22 protein-coding genes are annotated in these 20,631 nt (G+C 47.5%); 10 read left to right on the forward strand and 12 right to left on the reverse strand.

Annotated features, from left to right (window positions below; genetic code table 11):
• Positions 1-2: 2 nt before the first annotated feature.
• Complete coding sequence (locus ACO6UX_RS07135) at positions 3-272, reverse strand: hypothetical protein (RefSeq protein ID WP_422446215.1); 270 nt, start codon at positions 270-272, stop codon at positions 3-5.
• A gap of 180 nt (positions 273-452) precedes the next feature.
• On the opposite strand from ACO6UX_RS07135, the gene ACO6UX_RS07140 reads away from it, so the two are divergent.
• Positions 453-1,079: a helix-turn-helix domain-containing protein gene (locus tag ACO6UX_RS07140; RefSeq protein WP_422446217.1), complete on the forward strand. Its 627-nt coding sequence runs from the start codon at positions 453-455 to the stop codon at positions 1,077-1,079.
• On the opposite strand, the gene ACO6UX_RS07145 is transcribed toward ACO6UX_RS07140, so the two are convergent.
• A complete protein-coding gene (locus tag ACO6UX_RS07145; RefSeq protein WP_422446219.1) occupies positions 1,074-1,553 on the reverse strand; it encodes a RusA family crossover junction endodeoxyribonuclease in 480 nt (159 codons plus the stop codon). The genes ACO6UX_RS07140 and ACO6UX_RS07145 overlap by 6 nt on opposite strands.
• A gap of 185 nt (positions 1,554-1,738) precedes the next feature.
• Between ACO6UX_RS07145 and ACO6UX_RS07150 the strand changes: the two genes are divergently transcribed.
• From ACO6UX_RS07150 to ACO6UX_RS07185, 8 genes are read left to right on the forward strand one after another with little or no spacing between them, the layout of a single operon-like run.
• Entirely contained in the window at positions 1,739-2,071 is a 333-nt protein-coding gene (locus ACO6UX_RS07150) for a hypothetical protein (RefSeq protein ID WP_422446221.1), read from the forward strand.
• Complete coding sequence (locus tag ACO6UX_RS07155) at positions 2,064-2,375, forward strand: hypothetical protein (protein ID WP_422446223.1); 312 nt, start codon at positions 2,064-2,066, stop codon at positions 2,373-2,375. Before ACO6UX_RS07150 ends, ACO6UX_RS07155 begins: the two co-directional genes overlap by 8 nt.
• Positions 2,365-3,144, forward strand: coding sequence for an ERF family protein (locus ACO6UX_RS07160; protein WP_422446225.1), 780 nt, complete (start codon positions 2,365-2,367; stop codon positions 3,142-3,144). Before ACO6UX_RS07155 ends, ACO6UX_RS07160 begins: the two co-directional genes overlap by 11 nt.
• A 4-nt stretch (positions 3,145-3,148) precedes the next feature.
• Positions 3,149-4,867 (forward strand): YqaJ viral recombinase family protein, encoded by a 1,719-nt coding sequence (locus ACO6UX_RS07165; RefSeq protein WP_422446227.1) that lies wholly within the window; start codon positions 3,149-3,151, stop codon positions 4,865-4,867.
• Positions 4,868-4,869: 2 nt separating this feature from the next.
• Positions 4,870-5,379 carry a single-stranded DNA-binding protein gene (locus tag ACO6UX_RS07170; RefSeq protein WP_422446229.1) on the forward strand — a complete coding sequence of 170 codons (510 nt, stop codon included), beginning with the start codon at positions 4,870-4,872 and terminating at the stop codon, positions 5,377-5,379.
• 9 nt (positions 5,380-5,388) lie between these two features.
• Entirely contained in the window at positions 5,389-5,709 is a 321-nt protein-coding gene (locus tag ACO6UX_RS07175) for a hypothetical protein (protein ID WP_422446231.1), read from the forward strand.
• 34 nt (positions 5,710-5,743) lie between these two features.
• Positions 5,744-6,973, forward strand: a complete 1,230-nt coding sequence (locus ACO6UX_RS07180; RefSeq protein WP_422446233.1) for a Rha family transcriptional regulator — start codon at positions 5,744-5,746, stop codon at positions 6,971-6,973.
• Positions 6,925-7,284, forward strand: a complete 360-nt coding sequence (locus ACO6UX_RS07185) for a helix-turn-helix transcriptional regulator (RefSeq protein WP_422446235.1) — start codon at positions 6,925-6,927, stop codon at positions 7,282-7,284. Before ACO6UX_RS07180 ends, ACO6UX_RS07185 begins: the two co-directional genes overlap by 49 nt.
• 16 nt (positions 7,285-7,300) lie before the next feature.
• Here the strand turns inward: ACO6UX_RS07185 and ACO6UX_RS07190 are convergent, their stop codons facing one another.
• The 10 genes from ACO6UX_RS07190 to ACO6UX_RS07235 all read right to left on the reverse strand — a co-directional run bounded on the left by ACO6UX_RS07190 (position 7,301) and on the right by ACO6UX_RS07235 (position 19,828).
• Complete coding sequence (locus ACO6UX_RS07190) at positions 7,301-8,695, reverse strand: tyrosine-type recombinase/integrase (protein WP_422446237.1); 1,395 nt, start codon at positions 8,693-8,695, stop codon at positions 7,301-7,303.
• 273 nt (positions 8,696-8,968) lie between these two features.
• A complete protein-coding gene (locus ACO6UX_RS07195) occupies positions 8,969-9,391 on the reverse strand; it encodes an EscI/YscI/HrpB family type III secretion system inner rod protein (protein WP_101745964.1) in 423 nt (140 codons plus the stop codon).
• Between the two features lie 85 nt (positions 9,392-9,476).
• Positions 9,477-9,845, reverse strand: a complete 369-nt coding sequence (locus ACO6UX_RS07200; protein WP_101745965.1) for a hypothetical protein — start codon at positions 9,843-9,845, stop codon at positions 9,477-9,479.
• Between the two features lie 9 nt (positions 9,846-9,854).
• Positions 9,855-12,437 (reverse strand): TyeA family type III secretion system gatekeeper subunit, encoded by a 2,583-nt coding sequence (locus tag ACO6UX_RS07205; protein ID WP_422446240.1) that lies wholly within the window; start codon positions 12,435-12,437, stop codon positions 9,855-9,857.
• A gap of 98 nt (positions 12,438-12,535) precedes the next feature.
• Complete coding sequence (locus tag ACO6UX_RS07210) at positions 12,536-14,068, reverse strand: hypothetical protein (protein ID WP_422446242.1); 1,533 nt, start codon at positions 14,066-14,068, stop codon at positions 12,536-12,538.
• A gap of 47 nt (positions 14,069-14,115) precedes the next feature.
• Entirely contained in the window at positions 14,116-15,762 is a 1,647-nt protein-coding gene (gene sctE, locus ACO6UX_RS07215) for a type III secretion system translocon subunit SctE (RefSeq protein ID WP_422446244.1), read from the reverse strand.
• Between the two features lie 16 nt (positions 15,763-15,778).
• Positions 15,779-16,252 (reverse strand): SycD/LcrH family type III secretion system chaperone, encoded by a 474-nt coding sequence (locus ACO6UX_RS07220; protein WP_422446246.1) that lies wholly within the window; start codon positions 16,250-16,252, stop codon positions 15,779-15,781.
• Between the two features lie 18 nt (positions 16,253-16,270).
• Positions 16,271-17,113 (reverse strand): hypothetical protein, encoded by an 843-nt coding sequence (locus ACO6UX_RS07225; RefSeq protein ID WP_422446248.1) that lies wholly within the window; start codon positions 17,111-17,113, stop codon positions 16,271-16,273.
• A gap of 192 nt (positions 17,114-17,305) precedes the next feature.
• A complete protein-coding gene (locus ACO6UX_RS07230) occupies positions 17,306-19,156 on the reverse strand; it encodes a hypothetical protein (RefSeq protein WP_422446250.1) in 1,851 nt (616 codons plus the stop codon).
• Positions 19,157-19,441: 285 nt separating this feature from the next.
• On the reverse strand, positions 19,442-19,828 hold the full coding sequence (locus ACO6UX_RS07235; protein ID WP_422446252.1) for a CBS domain-containing protein: 387 nt from the start codon (positions 19,826-19,828) through the stop codon (positions 19,442-19,444).
• 268 nt (positions 19,829-20,096) lie between these two features.
• On the opposite strand from ACO6UX_RS07235, the gene ppa reads away from it, so the two are divergent.
• Positions 20,097-20,624, forward strand: coding sequence for an inorganic diphosphatase (ppa, locus tag ACO6UX_RS07240; RefSeq protein ID WP_101745973.1), 528 nt, complete (start codon positions 20,097-20,099; stop codon positions 20,622-20,624).
• The last annotated feature ends 7 nt before the right edge of the window (positions 20,625-20,631 follow it).

Below are 20,631 nucleotides of genomic sequence, written 5' to 3' on the forward strand. Positions count from 1 at the left end.
AATCACAATACTTCCCCCATCGCCCGATCCCGGTGGTTGTGGTTATACTCTGTGAGCGGTTGGTCTAACTGATCCCAGGTAATGTCCAGCAGGTCAAAGACTGAAGCCTGATCATCTTTCCAGGTCAGCAAACCGGCTTCGATCTTCCCGTATTCGGAAGCGGACATACTCAACAAAAAGTCCATATCGGCCTGTGTAGCGTCGCTGATTTTCCTGCAAATCCAGTGGATACTGGCTGGCACCAGGGATATTGAGGGGATAAAGCCATCCATACAGACTTCCTTTTTTTGGGTTATTACACCGCCAGTATCCCAATAACGGGAATTTAATTTCAACACTTTTCCTAAATTCGGAACGCCAGAACCGTGATTCATTTTTGCTTCTATGTGGTAAAAGGCTGATTTGTTTTAAGGTGATATGACTAACCAATACTTGGAAAACGGAATAACAACGTGACGATTCACTGGTCTGAGCGAGCAAGGGAAAAAGCCAAAGAGCTGAAGCTGTCCGACGTGGAACTTGCCAGGCGAGTCGGCTGGAGCAAAACCACGGTCAATGCGTGGATGAACGGCCAGCGCGAACCCAAGCTGGAACAAAAGATGGCACTGGCCGAGGCGTTGGATACCACGACCCACTGGCTGGATACCGGCGAGCAAACCCTGAAAGTCAATCACATCCCGAAACTCTCACTAGATGACCTGAAAGCCTTTATCAATGAAAAAGCTGACAAGGCACAGCAGGCCGACTCCGGAGTACGGATCATTGAATCCGGCAACGAGAACAGCTATCTGATAAAGCTCGATAACGACAGCATGATTGACCCCAACAACGGGGAAAAACTCAATATACCGGAAGGCAGTACAGTGCAGATTGATGTGGATACCGAACCGAAACCGGGAAAGGTGCTGCTCATCCAGCACAATGGCCGGTTAATGCTGCGGATATGGAAACGCATCAGCGAAAACGAGCATATTTTTATGGTGGGCAACCCCCTCTACACATCCCTGACCTTCAATTATGAAGGCGATATTCTGGAGGTATTCAAAGGTACCGCCGTGGGCTACAGCTCCCCCCTATAAACCCCAGCTCAACACCAACACCCCCGGCCGCTGCCCGTACACCTTAATGCAGCGGCCATCAACAATCTGCTTGTCGTCTTCCCAGACAATTCCGTTCAGAGCATCACAATAGAGTTTCACCACATTATCAAAATCCGGTTTCACCGCAGGCCGTACCATCCCCGCCTCTGCCTCCTGCTTTTTTTTCTTTGACCAGCTCGCAGGGATCGGAAACACCGCCAGTAGCAGAACGGCCAGTGCACCGGTCAATGGTTCGCCCCGGTGACAGAGCTGTCCCGCCCGTTGTACCTGATTCTCTGCATTTTGTGTTGCCTTTGGTGTGTGACAACGCCCCTGCCTGGTAAAGCGTGGCCGCCCCTTACTGACCGGAGCCATACCAATAAATACACTTGCAGCATCCCTTTTCCGTGCTGATTCGACTTCCATTTGCACATTAACGGGAAGGACTTCCAGCCATTCATCAACGCCATCCATGCTTCTTTTTTGCTCCTTTGTTTCGTTGCATCTCCCTACAACCCAAGCCCCACATAATAATTAATAAAATCTATCATATAACCGATGATTAATGTAAAAATTCATCACTTCCCGATTGCGGGAAGCTTATTTCCCGTTTATACATATTACTTAATTAATAAATAAACAAAGCAACGGATCAAAATATGCAAGCAGTAAAGCACCACGAAGACAGGCTTCTTGCTGCCATGGATGCCAAAGAAGCTTTTGAAGAAGGCGTTGAATCCTATCTGGAAACCATTGAAAACGGATTCATAAAGTCTCTGGAATCCCAAGGCCAATTCAACGTATCCCGTGAAGGGACATTCACCGCTTATTCATTCCTTCAATTTCTAACCCTTGAAGAATTTCACCCGATGCAGGGCTTCCGCTGGCTGGCTGTCAAACAGCTTGTGGCGGACTGCAACGACGAAAACTCCCGGCTGTCCGGCTGGGAAATCATCAACTACGCCATCAAAAGAGGTTATTGCAATGGCTGAAGTAAACCGGCTGGAAAGCTGTGTCCGTCACTCCATCAGTGACTGGCTTGAAGACAATTCACCACGCTACAACTTTTCCCATTTTTCCAGGCTGAAGCGCCAGCTGCTACAAACGATTGATCTGGAAACACCGCAGGAACAGCTGGGTGACATTATTGAGACCGTGATTACCCAGTGGCGTGAGAAATACGAAACCCCTTACCACTTTGATGATTGGGACAAGCTGTCTGCTGACCTGTTTGATCGGATCGACGCCAGACAACAACAAATCAAACGTGATGAGAGGCTGCGCCATGCCAGCTAAAAAAAAAGCACCACTCGCTGTCCAGACAACCGAGGGTCTACCAACGGCACCCACCAACGAACCAACCCGTCTCATCGAACTGGCCATCAGCCAGAATGCCGACATAGAAAAGCTGGAACGGTTAATGGACCTACAGGAACGGTGGGAACGCAACGATGCACAAAAGCAATTCAGCCAGGCGTTTGCCCGGTTTCAGGCTGAGATGCCCAACGTAAAAAAATCCAAGCAAACCTCTTTCAACACCAACAAGGGCGGCACGATGCAATACAGCTATGCCGCCATGGATGACATAGTGAAAGCCATTAATCCAGTGCTGCACAAGCACGGCCTCTCCTATCGGTTTGAACAGGTAATGAATGAAAAGGTGATCTCTGTCACCTGCATCCTGACTCATTCCAGCGGTCATTCTGAGTCATGCTCCATGGCGGGTCTGCCAGATATGACTGGCAACAAAAACCCCATGCAGCAACTGGCCTCCAGTTTTTCTTATCTGAAAAAATACACCCTGACGGGGGTGCTTGGTCTGGCTACCGTGGATGAAGACAACGATGGTCACTACGACCAAACAGCACAACCGCAAACTACGACGGCCACCAGTCAGCCCAACAATGCCTACCCGCAAGAACGCTTTAACAACAACTTCGGAAGCTGGAAGAGCGCCATTGAAAACGGTCAGAAAACCCCTGAAGACATTCTCATCATGCTGAAATCCCGGTTCACCCTGAGCCAATCACAAATCAATAAAATCCACGCTATAAAAAGGAAATAAATCCATGAAACTCCATAAAGTAGAACAAGGCAGCGATGAATGGCTGCGCCTGCGACGTGACTATTTCACCGCCAGTGAAGCACCAGCTATGATGGGCACCTCCCCTTATAAAAGCCGGGATGCCCTGCTTGCTGAAAAAGCCACCGGTATCACTGAAGACGTGACACCGGCTATGCAGTACCGCTTCAACCTTGGCCATGATGCAGAAGAAAAGGCGCGACCACTGGCAGAAGACATCATCGGTGAAGAACTCTACAACGCCACCGGCACCAAAGAAGTCAACGGTCTGCCCCTGTTGGCCAGCTTCGATGGCGTCACCATGATGGGAGACGCCCTGTTTGAACATAAACTGTTCAACCAGAAAGTCGCTGCAATGATCGACGATGAAAACATCGCTTCTTCTCACTACTGGCAGCTTGAACAGCAACTGCTGGTCAGCGGTGCCAAACGGGTCATGTTCGCCTGCTCCGATGGCACCCTGGATACCCTGCACTGGTGCTGGTACGAATCCGATCCGGTACGCCGCCGTGAACTTATTGCAGGCTGGGAACAATTTGATAAAGACCTGCAAGCCTATGGTGACAAACCCATCCAGCCCGAAGTCATTGAAGCAAAAGGGGAAGTCATTATGAAATGCCCGACCCTGAACATAAACCTTACCGGAGAAATCATTCACTCCAACCTACAAGCCTTTGAAGCCCACGCCCTACAAGTTATAGAAGCGGTCAACACCGACCTGAACACCGATCAGGACTTTGCCAATGCTGAAGAAGCGGTGAAGTATTTCACAGAGGCCGAAAAAACCTTGGAAACCGGCAAGAAAAACGCCCTGTCCCAAACCGTTGAAATCGAGCAACTATTCCGCACCGTGGACCACCTGAAAGACACCATGCGGAAAAAACGACTGTGGCTCAACAAACTGGTAACGGCTCGCAAGAAAGAGCGCAAGACGGAAATGCTACAGGCTGCTCACCTTGAATTGATAGAATTGATTGCTGATTTAAACCGGAAATTATCGCCAGTCTCCCTGCCCCTTACCGGTATCAATGACGACTTTGCAGCAACAATCAAGGGCAAATCCTCATTCACCAAAATGCAGGAAGCCATCAACGACGCCCTGGCCAAAGCAAAAATTCAGGCTGTAGAGTTGGAACGCCACCTGTCAAAGAACCTGAGGACTTACCACGAACTGGCCGCAGACCACCACTTCCTGTTCAACGACTTGCAACATCTCATCAGCAAAGACCATGACGACCTCACGGCCCTGATCAAAGTCCGCATCGGTGAACACAAAGAAGCCGAAGCCAATCGCCTTGAAGCAGAGCGTGAACGGATTCGCCAGGAAGAAGAAAGCAAGCTTGAAGCCCAGCGCCAGCAAATACGCAGGGAAGAACAGCAAAAGGCTCAGGTAGAAGCGAATCGTAAAGAAGCCAAAGACTTACCCTTCACAGCTGCACAGGAACCCATGCGAAAAGAACAGCATGACAAAAAAATACCAACTGCAGAGAAACAGGAAGACCAGCCTGACCTGCTCTACACCGAAGGCGAGGTGACAGAAGAAATTCTCACTAACGACATTCACACCATAGAAAAGTGGGTCGGCCAAAGCTCGCTGGATTGCTACCGCTTTGATCAGAATGGCAACGAATACCACATAGAACTGGTCATCCGCCGTACCGGCATCAAAACCTTGATGACCCAACCACAACTTAAGGAAGCCTGATCATGGCGAGAGACCTGAATAAAGTAATGCTTATTGGTCATCTAGGGAAAGATCCGGAAAGCCGGTTTTTTCCCGATGGTTCACAGCTCACCACGCTCTCGGTGGCCACCAGCAACACCTATAAAGACAAACAGGGACAACGCCAGCAGAAAACCCAATGGCACAGCGTCAAGGTCTACGGAAAGATGGCGGAATTTGCCCAGAAGTTTCTGACCAAGGGCAGCAAAATCTACGTGGAAGGCGAGCTGGTTTATCGGGAATGGCAGGACAAGCAGAGCTCTCAGAAGCGCCGCGCCACCGACATTATCGTGGATCAATTCAATGGCTCACTCCAGTTTCTGGATACCCTCCCGCAAAACCAGAACACCAGCGCACATCAGCAGTATCCACGACAACAGCGACCACCACAGCAAAACAACCAATACGCCAACGCCCGTAACGGAGGCCACCAGCAACAGCCCCAGCCTGCGCAGGTACAGTACGACCAATACGACGAATCAATTCCATTCTGAGGAAAAAACATGAACCAGCTGAATGCAGACGACCTGGCCCTTGCCATGGAAATCAAACACAAGAAAGCCCAAGGCTACAGCACAGCAAAAGAAGAAGCCGAACTGGCAGAAAAACTGATAATTGCCGACCGCCTCAGCGATGAAATGGATGGCCAACCACTGGATGCGGAAACTGTCATGATCGAAATGACCGCTCTAATCGTGGCCATCACCGTTGGCATCAATAGTGCGCAGGCGCTGCCTCAATCCATGTTGATCACCGGCCTGATCCTGCAACGCATCAGGGACAACCAGAATCCTGTCGTGCAAATGACTGGCAGTACCCACTGACCTGAATGCGAAAAAAATAAGACGGGGAAACGCAATGGACAGCACGACAAACACCACCAGCGGAAAATATGGACAACGCCCTAATGAACTGGTTGAGAAAAGCAAAACACAAGTTATGTCCAGCCGTGAGATTGCTGAACTTACTGAAAAGCAGCATCAGCATGTCCGACGTGACATTGAAAACATGATGGCTGAACTGGAGAAAGATGCGTCCAAATATGGACACACCTATCTGGACTCTATGAATCGCAAGCAAAATGAATATTTGCTACCCCGGCTTGAAACTGAAATTCTAATAACCGGATACGATGTTAAGCGTCGGGCAGCAGTCATCCACCGATGGTTTGATCTGGAATGCGAAAAGTCCACTCCATTAGTCCAACTACAAAAAGAACCCGACCCTCTTTATCAAATATCGATATCCGAAAAAGCCCTGGAAATGGCCAAAGCTTTTGGGTTCTCGGGCAACGCGGCCCTCATCTCAGCAGATCACGCCACCCGAAACATGATTGGCTTCTCACCATTAGAAGCAATGGGCCAGAAAATCCTACCCTCTCCCGTTCAGGAAATGACCTTTACCCCCACCCAGCTCGGCCAGATGATGACACCCCCCACCAACCCCAGAGAAGTGAACAAGCAGTTGGAAGTAGCTGGACTCCAGAGCAAATTCGATAACCAGTGGATACCCACCGATCAGGGCCAGCCCCTTTGTGAAATCCTCGATACCGGAAAAGCTCACAACTCCGGCACCCCGGTTAAACAGATAAAGTGGTACCAAAAGGTACTGAACCTTCTGAGCCCAACCATTTCCGGCGATGAATCAACGAACAGCTTGATCGATCAGGAACGCCATCCTACTACGCCTGTGGAAATAGGCTCGGATGCAGATATTGAGCCCGTTCATCGAAAACAAAAACGCAAGCGAAACCGCTACGGGCTGGAAAATTACTTCTCTCTGGTTGAACTGGGCGAGTTTATCGGCAAAAGCCGCCAGTACGTGGTGGAAATACTGGAAAAACATCGCATCATCAAATGGACCGGCCAGGGTAAACGGGGAAAATACCTGCTAACCGATCAGGGCTGGCAATACGGCCTGATGTACGATCCTTCAGAAAAAACATTCCACAACCACAGCAGTAAACGACTAACCACCAGCAATGCCCGGCCGGTATTGGGCTATGACATTTTGAAGTTTTTTTATAACGGGGATATTGCATGGACAATGGACTGCTGTTTAATCTTAAATCCCTGTCACAATGGATGAATCTCTCCAGCAAAAAAGAAATTGTGAAAAACCTGCACAAACTGGGCATTCCATTTGTAGAACTGACCAACGGTGAAGTGGTCACCCTCTATTCAGCATTGGAACGAGGCTTTCAAAAAAATGCCATGGAAGAGGCAGAAGAACTGATCCGCATGGACGAAGTATTAAAACTGACTAAAGCCTGCCGGGCCTCAATCAATAACTATGTTGCCCAAGGCTCCTTCCCGCAAAAAATACAACTGGGCCCACGCAAAGTGGCCTGGAGAAAAGCAGAAGTATTGCAATGGGTAGAGGGAAAACGTGACTGGTGAAGCAAGGACGCCCTTGCTACACCATTTCTTCCGGTAACCGGTCTGTCACTTCTTCATAGGGCAGGCTGATAATTTTCTTCAGATAAGACTCCCACAAGTCCGCAGCCTCTCGCTTTTCCTTTTTAAACTCCCACATATCATAATGGGTCGTAGTAACGTCACTCTGGTTATGTCCGGCAATCTTCTCTTTTATCATTTTGGAAACACCCGCCTCATTCATCCGGGTGGAGATACTGCCGCGAATCATACCAATCGTAAACCAGCCAGAAGGTGAACCTACGACATTCTTCAGATGCTTCTGAAACCGGCTCAGAGGTCGGTTAAATGCAGCATAAGACATATACTTTTCCAGAGATTCATGCCCGGTTGTACCACCAGGAAACGGATAAGCACAATGACCATACAGCCTTTTCAGATGGGAAAACAATGCCACTGCTGTCTCATTTAAGGGCACCATATAGTCACGCCCTCCTGCGGTATAATTGGACCTGCCTTTAGCGTTGGTCAGCAAAATATGAGGGTAGCTGCCCTCCAGCGTTACCTTTTCCCAGGGTGTAGTAATCAGTTGCTCCTGACGGACACCACCCAAAGCCAAAAGCAGCTGCGCAACCAGACCAGGCTTTCCCATGATGGTCGGAGCCAAATGCCACACTTCCCATATCTGCCGATCCGTCAGCTGGCCCTTACCAGCTTTTTCCAAATGCCCTTGTTCAGGAATGTTCTGTACCGGGTTGTACTCTAATTGATATTTAAGATGCTTACGTTCTTTGGTTTGAAATATGGGATTATGATCATGTTTAATCCCCCAACCAAATGCCGCCGACAGCATACTTCTTACCCTGTTGCACTGCTGCCCCACCTTCACTTCATGAATAAGTCGGGAAATAATATCAACAATGTGGGAGGGCTGAATTTCATTTGCCGGCAACTTCAGCATAAATTGAAAACGCTTCACTTCAAACAGATGATTCTTTAAAGAGTTTTTTGCACTTTTATAACTTCGCCGACCTTTAAGATGAAGCTCCAAATAATCATTCAGCAACTGATGGAATGTGGCCGCCGATCCCGATGGCTTTTCAACATCATTACCCGGCTTTATATCATCTATTTTTTTTCCAACAGCAGTCTGGATATACCCAATAAAATCACCACCGCTATTTTTTATGGACCCAGCCGTTCTGGAAATCTCCAACGCTTTATCAATGGTAATTCCCTCTCCCCTCCCCAAATAATGACGATCAACTTTAGTGTACTTAAACCCTTTATCACCACGGTACTTAAAATATAAATCCACACCTTTTTTCACAAAGCGAATAGCCAGAGAACCATCCCCGTCATCCACCACTTTAAATTCCTTTTTACCCGTAAACCCACCCTGATGCATGCGAATAATTTCTTTATCACTCAGCACGTTACTTCCTCTTATTGGTATTGATTACTTTTTGCTATATACCGTTTTTTGACTATTTACACATTATTGGTACACAGATTTTTATGGTACACAACAATATTGTCATTTTGGTGCACAAAAAAATAGACAAAATCTGTCACTGTTAGTTCTCAATAGATAAACAAGTGACATATGGGAGAGCAACAAAGTTACTGAAAACGCTTTGTTTTCAGTAACTTTGGTCGTTATGGAATTTAATAGACTATCGTATGGATAATTGGAGTTTAAAGGGTATTACTGGTTACGTAACAGCGTATCGAATGTCTGAGTACTTTTACTGACAATCTTCCCAATATAGTCTTCAGTAATCATCAGATTGGTCATAGCCATTTGAGTTTTGAACATATCCTTCATCCCCATCGCCTCACCGGGTGCCAGGTGCTGCTTGACCAGGTCAGCCCTGCCTTCCACATGATTCCTGAGACCCTGCATTCCCTGAAGCACCTTATCTCCCAGCGTCAGGGCCGGGGCATCCGGATTAGCTGCCACGTCAATAGGTTTAACGTTCGCCGCCTGCGAGGCTCCATCTGGCGAAACCAGCTGGGCGAAACGGCCTGCCGCCCCATCTTCTGGTTGATTCGGATTGGCAAAGCCTTCCTGCGTTTTTTCCAGCGCTTTATCTGCCAGATTACCCGTCTTGATAATATTGTCCGCCATGATAGTAACCTCTATTCATTATTGATTGGTTGAGGTACTTCAAATCCTCTTATCTGTTTTAAAACACCTTTTTAATATTTTTATCTTACAATTTTAGCTCATCTGCCTTGTTCATCAAAAACTGCATAGCGCGCTCCACACTGGGGCGGTTGAAATCAGAATCATCCACAAACAAACAGATAACCAGTTGATTTTCTTGAAGGCCTACCTGTAAGGGATAAGGAAAGCTCTTTTTGTAATGGCACTCTGCCAGTGCACTTTCTAAAACGGGCAGGCTGTTAAAGGGGTCAATCTCCCGGGCCAGATACATCAAAACACCCTCTTCCTTTTGTTCCATATAAAAGGATCCGGCACCCTCAATTTCAAAGCATGCTACGCCGGTATCACCGAAATCGAACCCCTTGATACCCATGGCCTCAGCAAATTCAGAGACTACGCTATTACGCCAATCCATTCGTCCTCCTTAACTTTTCACTTCACCCGCTGGTGGTTCATATCCTCCCGGATTCATCCGCGGAGCCCCCTGAAGATCAACCAGTGACTGGATGTACGTCTCGATCCTGGTTTCATTACCACCCAGTAGAGGTATTTCAATTTGTGATTCTTTTGCTTGATCCATATAACCAAGTAACTGTTCTAACTGAGCCTTGTCCCCTGCCATTGACTGGATATCTTTAAGGACATCACCAATATCACCATATAACTCCCCTTCCACTTGCCCTTGAACCTTAGCGGCAATAAACGCTGCGGTTCCCCTGGCAGGAATTGACGGAACTGAAGCATTGTCAGTCTCAAATGTTGCTTCAACCGTCATTCCATCATCTACCTCCTGATTTCCCGTTGCATCCAGGGTTGCCTGGACCTGCATACCCTCCGCGGCATCCTGACCATCAGACTCATCCCAGGTTGACTCAACAGACAGGCTCTTCTCCTCAGCCCTGATGCTGAACGTGTGGGAGTATTCCATCCGGTCAAAGATATCAGTACCCAGCGGACGTGTTTTTGGCTCACTAACAGGGTCAAACGGATGCTTAAAGAACGACTTCAAACGAGCACTGAAGGGACCTTCTTTGAGGTGAGGAGACACACTGTCTCGAAAGGATTTAGATGGCCTTTTCTTTATTTTCGAATCTATTTCAGCAATGGTTGATTTAAGGCTGGCAAGATTGTTTTCTAACTGCTCAAGATCTAAATCCGGACCACGATCCTCTTTCAATACTTCCATTGCCGTACGAACCAGATCATTCACACTTTGACCAGGATGAGTTTTCACCCACTCTCCCAGCGCTTTGGTATCTGGCGGGATAAGCTGCAGTTCTCTGCCCTCCCCTTCGGGTGTAATAGCTACTTTAAGATCTTTGGCAAAGGCTTTACCCCGTTGGCTGGCGACATCTTTCAGCGCATCAATAATATCAACACCATTCTCTTCTGCATGTTGCAATGCAGTTAATGAGCAGTCAAAAACAAAGTTGGTATCCTTGCGTTGATGCAAATCCCGGGCCTTATCCAGTAACTCATCCTGTTTCTGTATGAGCTCTTGATCGGAAAGCCCATCAAAGCTGCCCTTTGCCGTCACCTCGGTTGCCCCATTGGCACCTCCTTTGGCAGTCACCTCAGGGGAGGTGGCTGTTGCCGGATCAACGGTGGCATTAGTTGCTGTCGTTGACATTTCACCCTGTGCCGCAGGCTCAGGCTGCGTCGTTCCAGCTCCAAGAGTGGGAACACCAGTGGATGCCATAAACGGATTATCTGGTTCCTGAGCCCCTTTGAATTCACGACCCAAATCATCAATAATACTGTTTGAACCAAGAAAACCTTTTAACGCATCCTCCGAGACTTCGGTTTCTCCACCCTTGCCGTAATTTTCATCCGTCTTCACCGAACCTTCTTCTTCCAAAACCAGATTATCCTGTACTTCCAGGATTGCTTGACTCAGGCTTTCTTTAATTTGTTCATTGGCAAAAATTTCTTCCGGAATCTCACGAATCAAGGTCGCGGTCTTATTCATGAAGGCCGTTCTGACTTCAACGGGCTGCTCACTCAACCCCATTTGCTTAATTAAATTGGTAAAGTCACTTCCTGAAACAAACTGTTGATCCAATAAATCCAGAACATTGGTCATATATTTCTGACCATCAAATTGCCCAATACTAACCGGTGGCCTTCTCATCTCCCCTTGTGTTTCCATACAGCAATCATGGATACCCACCAGCCTTTTCAAGGTCGTCATATCATTAATCACTGAGCGCAGGTGGGTGTCTTCCGTTGAAGACGTCATGGAATTCAACTCGCCACTCAAAAACCTGAGCCTTCTATCGACTGAGTTCTCAAAACCGGTCGCCACCTGATTATTGTTTGGATCAGCATCCACCCCACCCAGGTTATTAGTCAGGTCTTTAAATGCTGCGCCGAGGGATTTATGATCCTTGACATGACCGTATAACTGCGAACGAACTTCATCCGGGGTTTTACCGGGATGGTAGTCCTCGGCCAGTTTACCAGCAGCGTTTGAGATCTCTCTGCCAATCTCAATATATTGAGGATGCTCATTTTCAAGCGCTTCAATGGCTTTAAAAATTTCATCTTTAGGCAGGGCGTCAGGATCGGCTTTAAAATCAACAGCGATCTCATAAAGCGCAAGATACTGGTGATAAGGGTCCTTGAACTCCTCTTTGGCCCCTTTCAGATAGTCTTCTTGTCGATAATCCTCTTTTGATTCTTTAGGAAAGCGTCTTTTGAAATCCTGTGTTTCAGGAACTTCTTCAACATTCTTGATTTTTTCAATTAATTCAAGCTGCCGTGCACTTGACGATTTACCCTTATCGGCTTCAATGTCTTTTGGATTCTTGAACTTAGCCAACAAACTGGTAAGTTCTTCCGCAGCATCGGCAGTGGAAAGCATCGATGGTTTCTGATTGGAGGCTTCTACCCCCTGCCCGGTTGACAGTTTCCCAGCCTTGCCAGCTGCGCTCTCACCAGCCGCACCGGGAGCCTGCATCTGCTGCACCGCTGCTGAGGCTTGTATTCCTCCAAGTGGATTACCCATGCGTTCCCTCTGTGCAAGAAAAAGCCAACCCGCAGGGTTGGCTACATCTTATAAACCACGTCCTTTGATTATGTCATCAAGCTCAGATTGACCTGTGATCAGGCTCTTGTTGTCGATTTGAGCGTTTCAAACCATGAGCGGATGATCTCATCCATCTTGCTGATCACCGTTTTCACCATATCCTGATGGAGGTTCATAAACTCGCTATCAGACTGTGCAGCAGAATCATGCATTCTCTGGTTTGCCTCGTGTAATTTGCCCTGGGCCTGATGCATGCCTGCCTGGTAGTCTGTACCAGCCTTGATCATATCACCGCTTGCAGCGGTCATCTGGGAAAGACCATTACCAATTGCTACCTGCCGTTGCATATTCCCCTGGTCCAGTCCACCGGCTTTAGCTGACATACCAACCTGGATACCACCGGAAATGATCTTGGTACCAGCACTGACCCAGCCACCAATGGCAGTCATCAGGGCTGCATTCTTCATTTCTTCTGCCTGGTTGAGAATCTCAGATTTTGCCGCCTGCTGCTCAATGGAACGAGACTCCCTTGAGGCAGCACGCTGATTGGCACTCATCTTGAACAGAAGCTCCATCACGGCAAAGATATCCACCAACTGCTCAAGCACTTTCATATCCGCAAAGGCTTCACCAGCAGCAAGCAGGTTCATTCCCTTGCTGCTGTTCATTAGAAATTGTGAAAGTCCCTGGGGAGCATTACGCATAAGGGCGGACTGGTTCTTTAATGAAATAGGATTGCTGGCTTGCAGAATGACCTGTATTTCCTCCTGGCCAAAGCCCATTTTGGCCAGCAGCTGCTTTTGCTCTGCACTGCCAAGCTGACCAAGTTTGCCGTTCAATAGTGCTGCCAGCCCTTTGGCCGTATCGGCACCAAACCCCAGCGCCTGCAGAACGGCCTTGGTATCAGAGCCTGCTGAGCGCATCATATCCAGACGACTGCCGTCAGTATCCGGCGGCGCAAGAGAGATCATCGTTTTGATCTGGCTGTCTGAAAAACCCAGAGATCTCAGGATGGCCGTTTTCTGGTCCAGACCTTTTGCTCCTCCATGCTGATCGGCAAGAAACGTCTGGATATCTTTAGAGGTTGACAGCTTTTCCAGGTTATCCAGCTGAGTCTTCTGAAAGCTGCCCATACCGGCCAGTACCTGCCGCTTTCCTGCAGAGGTTTCCACTCCTTTGCCGGAGAGCAACTGCATGTGCGAAGAAGCATCATCAAGAAGCGCGGCCTGTGATTTCAGCTTTGCGGTTTCTCCTTTGGTCACCGTACCATTCTGGATATTAGTGAACAGCTGTTTGGTTGACTCCATGGCCTCGTCGGTTGACTTGGACAAAGTAGCCAGGGTTTTACTGGCATTGGTCATTTGGTTCGGTGACAGATCATCGGGCGAGGCCAGTGTCGGCTTGGCCTGTTGACCTGCTTTGTTAAGGTCGTTCAAAACCTCGGATTTAGCGTGTTTGGTTGAGGCGAGACGGACGCTCTCTTGCTGAAAGTCAATATCGCCTTTTTTGATTGCCGCTTTCTTTGCGTCAGCTGTTGCTGGTTTTTCAAGGAGCATCTGCATATTTGCACTGTGTGCCGCCCGGTCTGCACTAGAAATTCCCTCGGCCATGAGTTACCTCCATGTATCAGTGTTAAGGGTAAAGCAACTTTTATTAATTATCCTTTGAGAGAGCTATTGAGCTTGGTCATCGTATCGTGGTTGTCTTTCATCATGCTGGTCATGACTTGCCATACCTGCTGCATATCTTCGATAACCTTTTGGATATCCTCAGTCAGATTATCGATGGCATGCTGATTGGCCAGCATCCAGGCATACAGCTCTTTCGCCTCGGCTCTTAACATATCTGCGTCATAATTCAGGTTGGTAATGTGAACATTGACCGAACCATCAGCAATCATGGCAGCCCCACCAGTAAGTCTGGCGGCCTGGGTACAGCGGGTGGTAATCGCTGCCATCTTGGCTGTCTTGGCTGTCGCTGTTGCCGCCGTCGTTGTTGCCGAGGCTGTGACTGTCGCGGCACTGGATGCACCACCCGCCGCCGCAGCAGTACCCTGAGAAGTTGCGTTCGCCGCTGTAGCCGCAGCACTGGCCCCCCCTCCGGCAAACGCACCACCAAGACTCATTACCAGAATCAAGGACGACCAGAACACCATCGCGCCAATCATGGCCTGGTCTTCATTCGCACCAAATGCCTCGAAGATCGAGGCAACTCCCTTGTTCATCCAGTCGCCGGTCTCGGAAGAAACAGTCATCATCACGGTCAGAGCCAGACATGCGGCCATGAGCCCCATGGCTAATGGCGAACCAACACCCGTAGCAAACATAACAACCATAACAACAGCCATGAGAGCGACGGCTATATAACCGAATATTTTAGCGATCTTTCCTGATTCTTTGGCTTCTTCCGCTTTTTCAATCGATTCGGCAATCTTTGCCAACCGTTTTTCCGAAACCTGCTGTCGCTGTTGCTCATTAATTTTGATATTTTCCTGGTTGAATACCAGACGACTGTCCTGCAACTTGGTCTGAATTTGCATCAGCATTTGAGTTGCAGTATCCACATCCAGCGTTTTATTTGAATCCAGGAATGTTGAAGTAAAGGCCTTCAGTTCAGCTTGCAATTCTTTTTGAAGGTCTGTGGGTCCCCCTTTCAGGTTGGCAACTTTGTTGAAAGTATCGGCAAAAAGATCACCCAGCTGTCCAAGCGAGTCATCACCGGCAAGTTTGCCACCCACCTGGGCAGAGAATGAATGCATGGTCCTCAGGGAGTTATCCGGATCTTTCGGGTCAGCCAATTTCAACATTCCATCAACCAGCTCATTACTGTAACCCATGGACAACAGGTGGTCCTTGTTGCTCTGCATAGAACTGATATGACCCGCCAGTGGATTCGGCCGCCCGCCAGGCCCCTCGGCGAAGGCTTTCAGATCACCAGTGACCAGAGCCAAATAATCCTGACCACCTTGTTCGATCACTGCCTCAGAAGCCAGACCAAGCTTTACCGCTTCAGGGTTCGTTTTACTCAGCTTCTGGATTTCGGAAAAAACAGAGATCTCCTTGAGGACTTTTCCAGAAGGAGTATCTGAGCCTTTCGCTGGAACATCCAGACTGTGCGGCGGCTTAAGGGGAGGAGAAATATTCTCCTGAACCTGATTCGTCGATACCGTGTTTTGCTCCGAATAACCACGACTGACTGTTTCTTTTTGCGCAACCTGATCGGTCTGTTGTTGCCGGAGTGATGGGTCTATACCCGCCTGTTGTGGTATCTGCCCCGCCGAATACCCCTGTTGGATACCATCCATTCTGCTTACTCCCTGGCTATTTTAGATTTTCCAGCATATTTTTGGCACGTTCCAGATCCTTGGCATATTCCGGGCTATCACCGGCCCAATCAATGGAAGTCTCATAAGAAATCTGAGCCTTTTCCCTGTCGCCTTTCGCTAAATGACAATCGCCGATATACATCATTGGTCGGGGATCATCAGAATCCAGAAGAGTAGCAAATGAGAAGATCTCGATGGCGCTGTCGTATTGTTTCTGCATTTGTTGACAGGCACCTAATCCAAGAAAGTATTTACGATTGAAATGGTCGTAAAAACACAAGAATTGAAAAACTTTCGTTGCTTCTTCGTACTTTCCACCCTGATAAAGATTGTAGGCAACTGAGTATATTGCTTCCATGGCATCATCACTCAAGTTTTTCAAATCTTTGAAGGTTCCCCCCTCACCGAAGAAATTCATGAGCTTGTCTTCAAGTTCTGCACCTTCATAATTCAGATCTTCACTATTCACGTGTGACTCCTCCATGAGTTAACGCATATTTTGAATAATAGTACTTATGGACTGAAAGTACTTGTTGATAAAATTAGAAAGCATTTCAAACGTCTGGTTGTATTTATTGATAGTCTGTTGAAGCTTGGTGGTTTGCAATTGTGATTGACTGGTCAGCGACTCAATTTTTGATTTCAAATGCTCAATATTGGCATCCCACTCAGCAGCATTATGACTATCGTCATTACCGCTTCGGTCAGTCTGAGCGCCCATTTGTTTCCAGAAATCAATCATATCCTTTGACATCATGGAAGAGCCTGACGTGCCAGCCGCTGCCTTTTTCTCCTTGGCTTTGGCCAAATACATATTGGCCTCTTCCAGCAAATCATTTTTCTGATTGATGGACTCTATCTGGTCTTCCAGTTGTGTCTGGAGAATATCTGCCCGGGCCGTCAGCACGCCCATAATCAATGCGTCCAGGCTGGGCTTGGTGAAATCCACTGGTTCGCCCATCAGATATGCATTGATTTGTGACGCTCCGGGACCTATATAATTATCACCATTCCAGTTCGCCGGATTACTGACCTCCTGAACCATGGCGACAGGTGCCTGTAAATAAACCAGCTTCTGTGACGCTTCATCAAGCTGTCCCGTATATCTAAGCGAGTTCAGTGTCTGCTTATTAACCGAGTAGAAGTGGGTGGGGGTTAGCGAGTTACCCTGATCATCCGGGTCAGCCATTGATAACAAGGCTTCAATCTGGGCATCGGTATAGCCGGCAGCCCGGAGTGAATTAATCCTGCCATCATTCAAGGTAACGGTTTTGGGGTTTTCTCCAGATTCGCTACTGGAAGAATCCACACCGCCAATGGAGGTACTCATGAGTGACTCCCTGTCATTTTGAATATCCGTTAAGTCGCTTCTTTAACTTTAGGTTATGAAACAACGTTCTTGCCAATTACACATTGGTCGATTTCTTTTTATAAAAAGAAATTCAGAAAATCATTTATATATAAAATTACGACAATGACTTTTAGCTCGGTTTTTTACTACTTAATAATGCCGTTTATCCGCTTATTCTGGTAACTCATCATCCAAATCATCTTTTGGAGCGGACATCGGAGTTTTTACAGATAAAGGGACTGATTCAGCATCAGGACCGGCTTTATCTCCAAACATCATTCTACCTTTTCTATAAGCTTTTGCCGCCCGGACAAACTCAACCAACAGATCAAAAAACTCAACTCCCTTCATATCTTTATTAGCAAAATTTTCCAGTCGTCTGCGCGTATCACCAATGCTCAGTGGTGAAGCATTTGGATCAGGGGAAAGCTTTGGGTCAGCGAATTGCATATAAACTGTATTCGTCAATTGTTCAATAAACGCATCTGTAGGCTCTATTAAATCCATCAGCTGATTCGTTTGCTTTTCAACCTCAGACAGCCTGGCATATTGAAAAATATCAGAACCTTTGCTGTCTCTATGGTCCTTAATATGGCGAAACTGGTCGATAAGGCCTACTGCAGCAGTCGATACCTTTTCTAAGGTTTCTCTATCAACTTTTCTGTCCGGTTCCTGAGAGTTCTTCTTCCATTGTTCTGGAGCATGAACCTTACTTGAGAATGGACTGAAGTTTTCGTTGATCAATTGTGTGAATTTTTCAAGATTTGTTGCAAGATCGTTGGTATTTTCTCCCTCCACCGTTTGCGTTGCCGCATTGGAGGCCCTGCCTCCTGTGACAGGTGGCTCACTTCTGCCATTACTGACAGGGGGTCGCCGTGATTCTGTTATCGTCTGCCTGTCATCCCTGCCACCGGGACCTGGGTGTGGGCTTGAGCCAGATTCAGTTCTGGTGGTTGATGTCTCTGGGTCAGTCTGTGTTCTGTCTTCCGGAGAATTCTGTGAACTCTGTTGACTCTGTTGACTCTGTGGATTTTGTGGACTCTGTGGATTTTGTGGATTCTGGTTCTGACCACTATTACTCTGTGATGGATTCTGCGGTTTACTAAGATTATACGCTGTTACCCCCAAAGCCACGCCCAGAAAAGCCAGGGCACAAATTGCAAAAAACATCGCTGCATAAGGTTGTCCTACCATGAGAGTGATAAGAAAAATGGCGCTGCAAATCACAAATCCAGCCCATAGCGGGTTATTTTTGACCACATTCAACAATTTGTTAATTGCACCCAATACTCGCTGAAATAGCTTTTTGCTGGTTTTATCCCCCCCTCCTTCAATAGTGACTGAACCACCACTCCTAACGGTTGGATCATCATCAAGACCACCGCCTTCGATCGAAACGCTGGCAACGTCCGATTCATCATCCATCGATGACGTTTTACTATGAGCCGCAAGCGGTTTAATACGAGCCGGAAGCTTACTTTCAGAATGCTCAGGATTTCTGTTTTCTCTGACAATCTGTCCCACTGCTGTGCCAAATTCAGGCCCAAACAACCTGCTGGAATCATGCCTGGGCAACATTTCATGTGTCCTGACATTACGAGGCTCTTCTGCAAGCTCAGTGGTTACCGACATAATTTCATCTTCGTCAACCGGTGATAAGATTGTTTCATGGTGTTCAGGTTCTAATGGATCACAATACAAACCCTTTTCAACACGGGAATCATGAGTCGATGGAAATGAACGTGACCCTTCATTATTGGGCAGTGTATTATCAGCAGATGCTCTTTCAGGCAAATCAGGTGCCGATAATCTCGCTTCAGTAGAATCAAGGTTTGGCCCCGGACCATCTTCAGCATCATCAGGAACTGGATTTAAAGATGGCAATGAGTCCTGTTGAGGTTTAACCGTTCTCTCCCCCGGAGGGTGAACTACAGAATCATGCGCTTTTTCACCTCGAACAGAAGGATCTCCTTTGCCCACTTTGGAGGCCGTCACTTTACGAGAGCCATAAGGAGTAACCATAGTCCCCTCTTTTCCTGACTCAGACTCTGAGGACGAACCATCAATTGGTGATGACGGATGACGGCCCGTAGGAGGAGAAATTGTGCTGCCCATGCAAATTCCTTTTCAAAAATATCCAATCTATAAAGAAAAAGTCTAGCTGATGAATGAAAAGCAAAATTAATAAACAAAGGGAATTAAAAAAATTTATTAATTAAAAATATAAATTAAAGTAATAACCCTGAAAGCAGGTATTTCATGGAATGAATCAAGATAATCAATGAATCGTCCGGGTTGGCAAGTCAATTATGCAGAATCGACCGGGCGTTCATAAAATTCGAGAACTGCAGACATCAAATCTTTGGGACTGAGTATGCCCACCAGGTTTCCATCTTCAACAACTGGAACACGGTAAGCCTTATCGGTCATAAATCGCTGATACACAGTGATAATATCTTCTTGTGGGGCAGCGGTGACCACTTGAATGGTCATATAATCACGCACCAATCCCGCATCCTGGGAAAAATAGCTGCCATTCAATGTCCCTTCGAGGCAGTCTGATTCTGAAAGAATCCCGATAAGCGTACCTTCATTGTCGACTACCGGTGCTGCCGTAATATTGTGTTGCAGCAGAATACGGATGGCTTCAGCAACTTGAATATCCGGAGAAACGGTAACAACTTTGGGGGTCATGCAATCTTCAACAGTGATCGATCTCACAATCACCTCCTTTGGCTTATGAATCCAGCTCACGCCAGCGACTGACAATGAATTAATTTTAGCTCTCAATCAAGCAGATAGCTGAGCATAAGCAGCCGGAAATATGCAATGCCAGCAAGCCAGGCCCAGATGCACTCCCGGGTTCCCGGGCGGGATACCCCTTACAAGTGGAAAAGAGCGTAACAAACTCTATATAATACGCGGCAATTTCAAACTGACCTCACACAGAGATTGACTGTCAATGAGCTATTCATCTGTTCCTGCTGGCAAAAGTCTGCCAGAAGACATCTACGTCATTATCGAAATCCCTGCCAATGCTTCGCCAATTAAGTACGAAGTTGACAAGGATATGGATGCCATTCTGGTTGACCGCTTTATGGCAACCCCAATGTTCTACCCAGCCAACTACGGTTACATCAACCAGACCCTGGCTGACGATGGCGACCCTCTGGACGTTCTGGTGGTGACACCCTACCCGGTTATCCCGGGCTCAGTTATTCGCTGCCGTCCTGTCGGCATGCTGAACATGTCTGACGAAAGTGGCCGTGACGAGAAGCTGATTGCCGTTCCTCACGACAAACTCTCCACGCTCTACAAAGACGTAAAAGAATACACAGATCTGCCAGCCCTGCTGCTCCAGCAGATTGAACACTTCTTTGAAAACTATAAAGATCTTGAGCCTGGCAAGTGGGTCAAGATTGATGGCTGGGAAGGTTCCGAAGCGGCCCTGGAAGTCATCAAAAAGTCTGCCGCCAACTATAAAGGCTGACTTTCCT

The sequence above is a fragment of the Endozoicomonas sp. ALB091 genome (genome assembly GCF_049310265.1).
In the GTDB taxonomy this organism is placed as follows: Bacteria; Pseudomonadota; Gammaproteobacteria; order Pseudomonadales; family Endozoicomonadaceae; genus Endozoicomonas.

Bases quoted from the DNA above. Each gene is read 5' to 3' on its own strand.
- ACO6UX_RS07230 (WP_422446250.1), bottom strand. From the start codon at position 19,156: ATGGTTACTCCTTATGGCTCTCGTAAAGTGACGGCCTCCAAAGTGGGC.
- ACO6UX_RS07155 (WP_422446223.1), top strand. From the start codon at position 2,064: ATGGCTGAAGTAAACCGGCTGGAAAGCTGTGTCCGTCACTCCATCAGT.
- ppa (WP_101745973.1), top strand. From the start codon at position 20,097: ATGAGCTATTCATCTGTTCCTGCTGGCAAAAGTCTGCCAGAAGACATC.
- ACO6UX_RS07210 (WP_422446242.1), bottom strand. From the start codon at position 14,068: ATGGCCGAGGGAATTTCTAGTGCAGACCGGGCGGCACACAGTGCAAAT.
- ACO6UX_RS07200 (WP_101745965.1), bottom strand. From the start codon at position 9,845: ATGGATTGGCGTAATAGCGTAGTCTCTGAATTTGCTGAGGCCATGGGT.
- ACO6UX_RS07175 (WP_422446231.1), top strand. From the start codon at position 5,389: ATGAACCAGCTGAATGCAGACGACCTGGCCCTTGCCATGGAAATCAAA.
- sctE (WP_422446244.1), bottom strand. From the start codon at position 15,762: ATGGATGGTATCCAACAGGGGTATTCGGCGGGGCAGATACCACAACAG.
- ACO6UX_RS07150 (WP_422446221.1), top strand. From the start codon at position 1,739: ATGCAAGCAGTAAAGCACCACGAAGACAGGCTTCTTGCTGCCATGGAT.
- ACO6UX_RS07165 (WP_422446227.1), top strand. From the start codon at position 3,149: ATGAAACTCCATAAAGTAGAACAAGGCAGCGATGAATGGCTGCGCCTG.
- ACO6UX_RS07135 (WP_422446215.1), bottom strand. From the start codon at position 272: ATGGATGGCTTTATCCCCTCAATATCCCTGGTGCCAGCCAGTATCCAC.
- ACO6UX_RS07205 (WP_422446240.1), bottom strand. From the start codon at position 12,437: ATGGGTAATCCACTTGGAGGAATACAAGCCTCAGCAGCGGTGCAGCAG.
- ACO6UX_RS07235 (WP_422446252.1), bottom strand. From the start codon at position 19,828: ATGACCCCCAAAGTTGTTACCGTTTCTCCGGATATTCAAGTTGCTGAA.
- ACO6UX_RS07145 (WP_422446219.1), bottom strand. From the start codon at position 1,553: ATGGATGGCGTTGATGAATGGCTGGAAGTCCTTCCCGTTAATGTGCAA.
- ACO6UX_RS07170 (WP_422446229.1), top strand. From the start codon at position 4,870: ATGGCGAGAGACCTGAATAAAGTAATGCTTATTGGTCATCTAGGGAAA.
- ACO6UX_RS07195 (WP_101745964.1), bottom strand. From the start codon at position 9,391: ATGGCGGACAATATTATCAAGACGGGTAATCTGGCAGATAAAGCGCTG.
- ACO6UX_RS07225 (WP_422446248.1), bottom strand. From the start codon at position 17,113: ATGAGTACCTCCATTGGCGGTGTGGATTCTTCCAGTAGCGAATCTGGA.
- ACO6UX_RS07185 (WP_422446235.1), top strand. From the start codon at position 6,925: ATGGACAATGGACTGCTGTTTAATCTTAAATCCCTGTCACAATGGATG.
- ACO6UX_RS07180 (WP_422446233.1), top strand. From the start codon at position 5,744: ATGGACAGCACGACAAACACCACCAGCGGAAAATATGGACAACGCCCT.
- ACO6UX_RS07160 (WP_422446225.1), top strand. From the start codon at position 2,365: ATGCCAGCTAAAAAAAAAGCACCACTCGCTGTCCAGACAACCGAGGGT.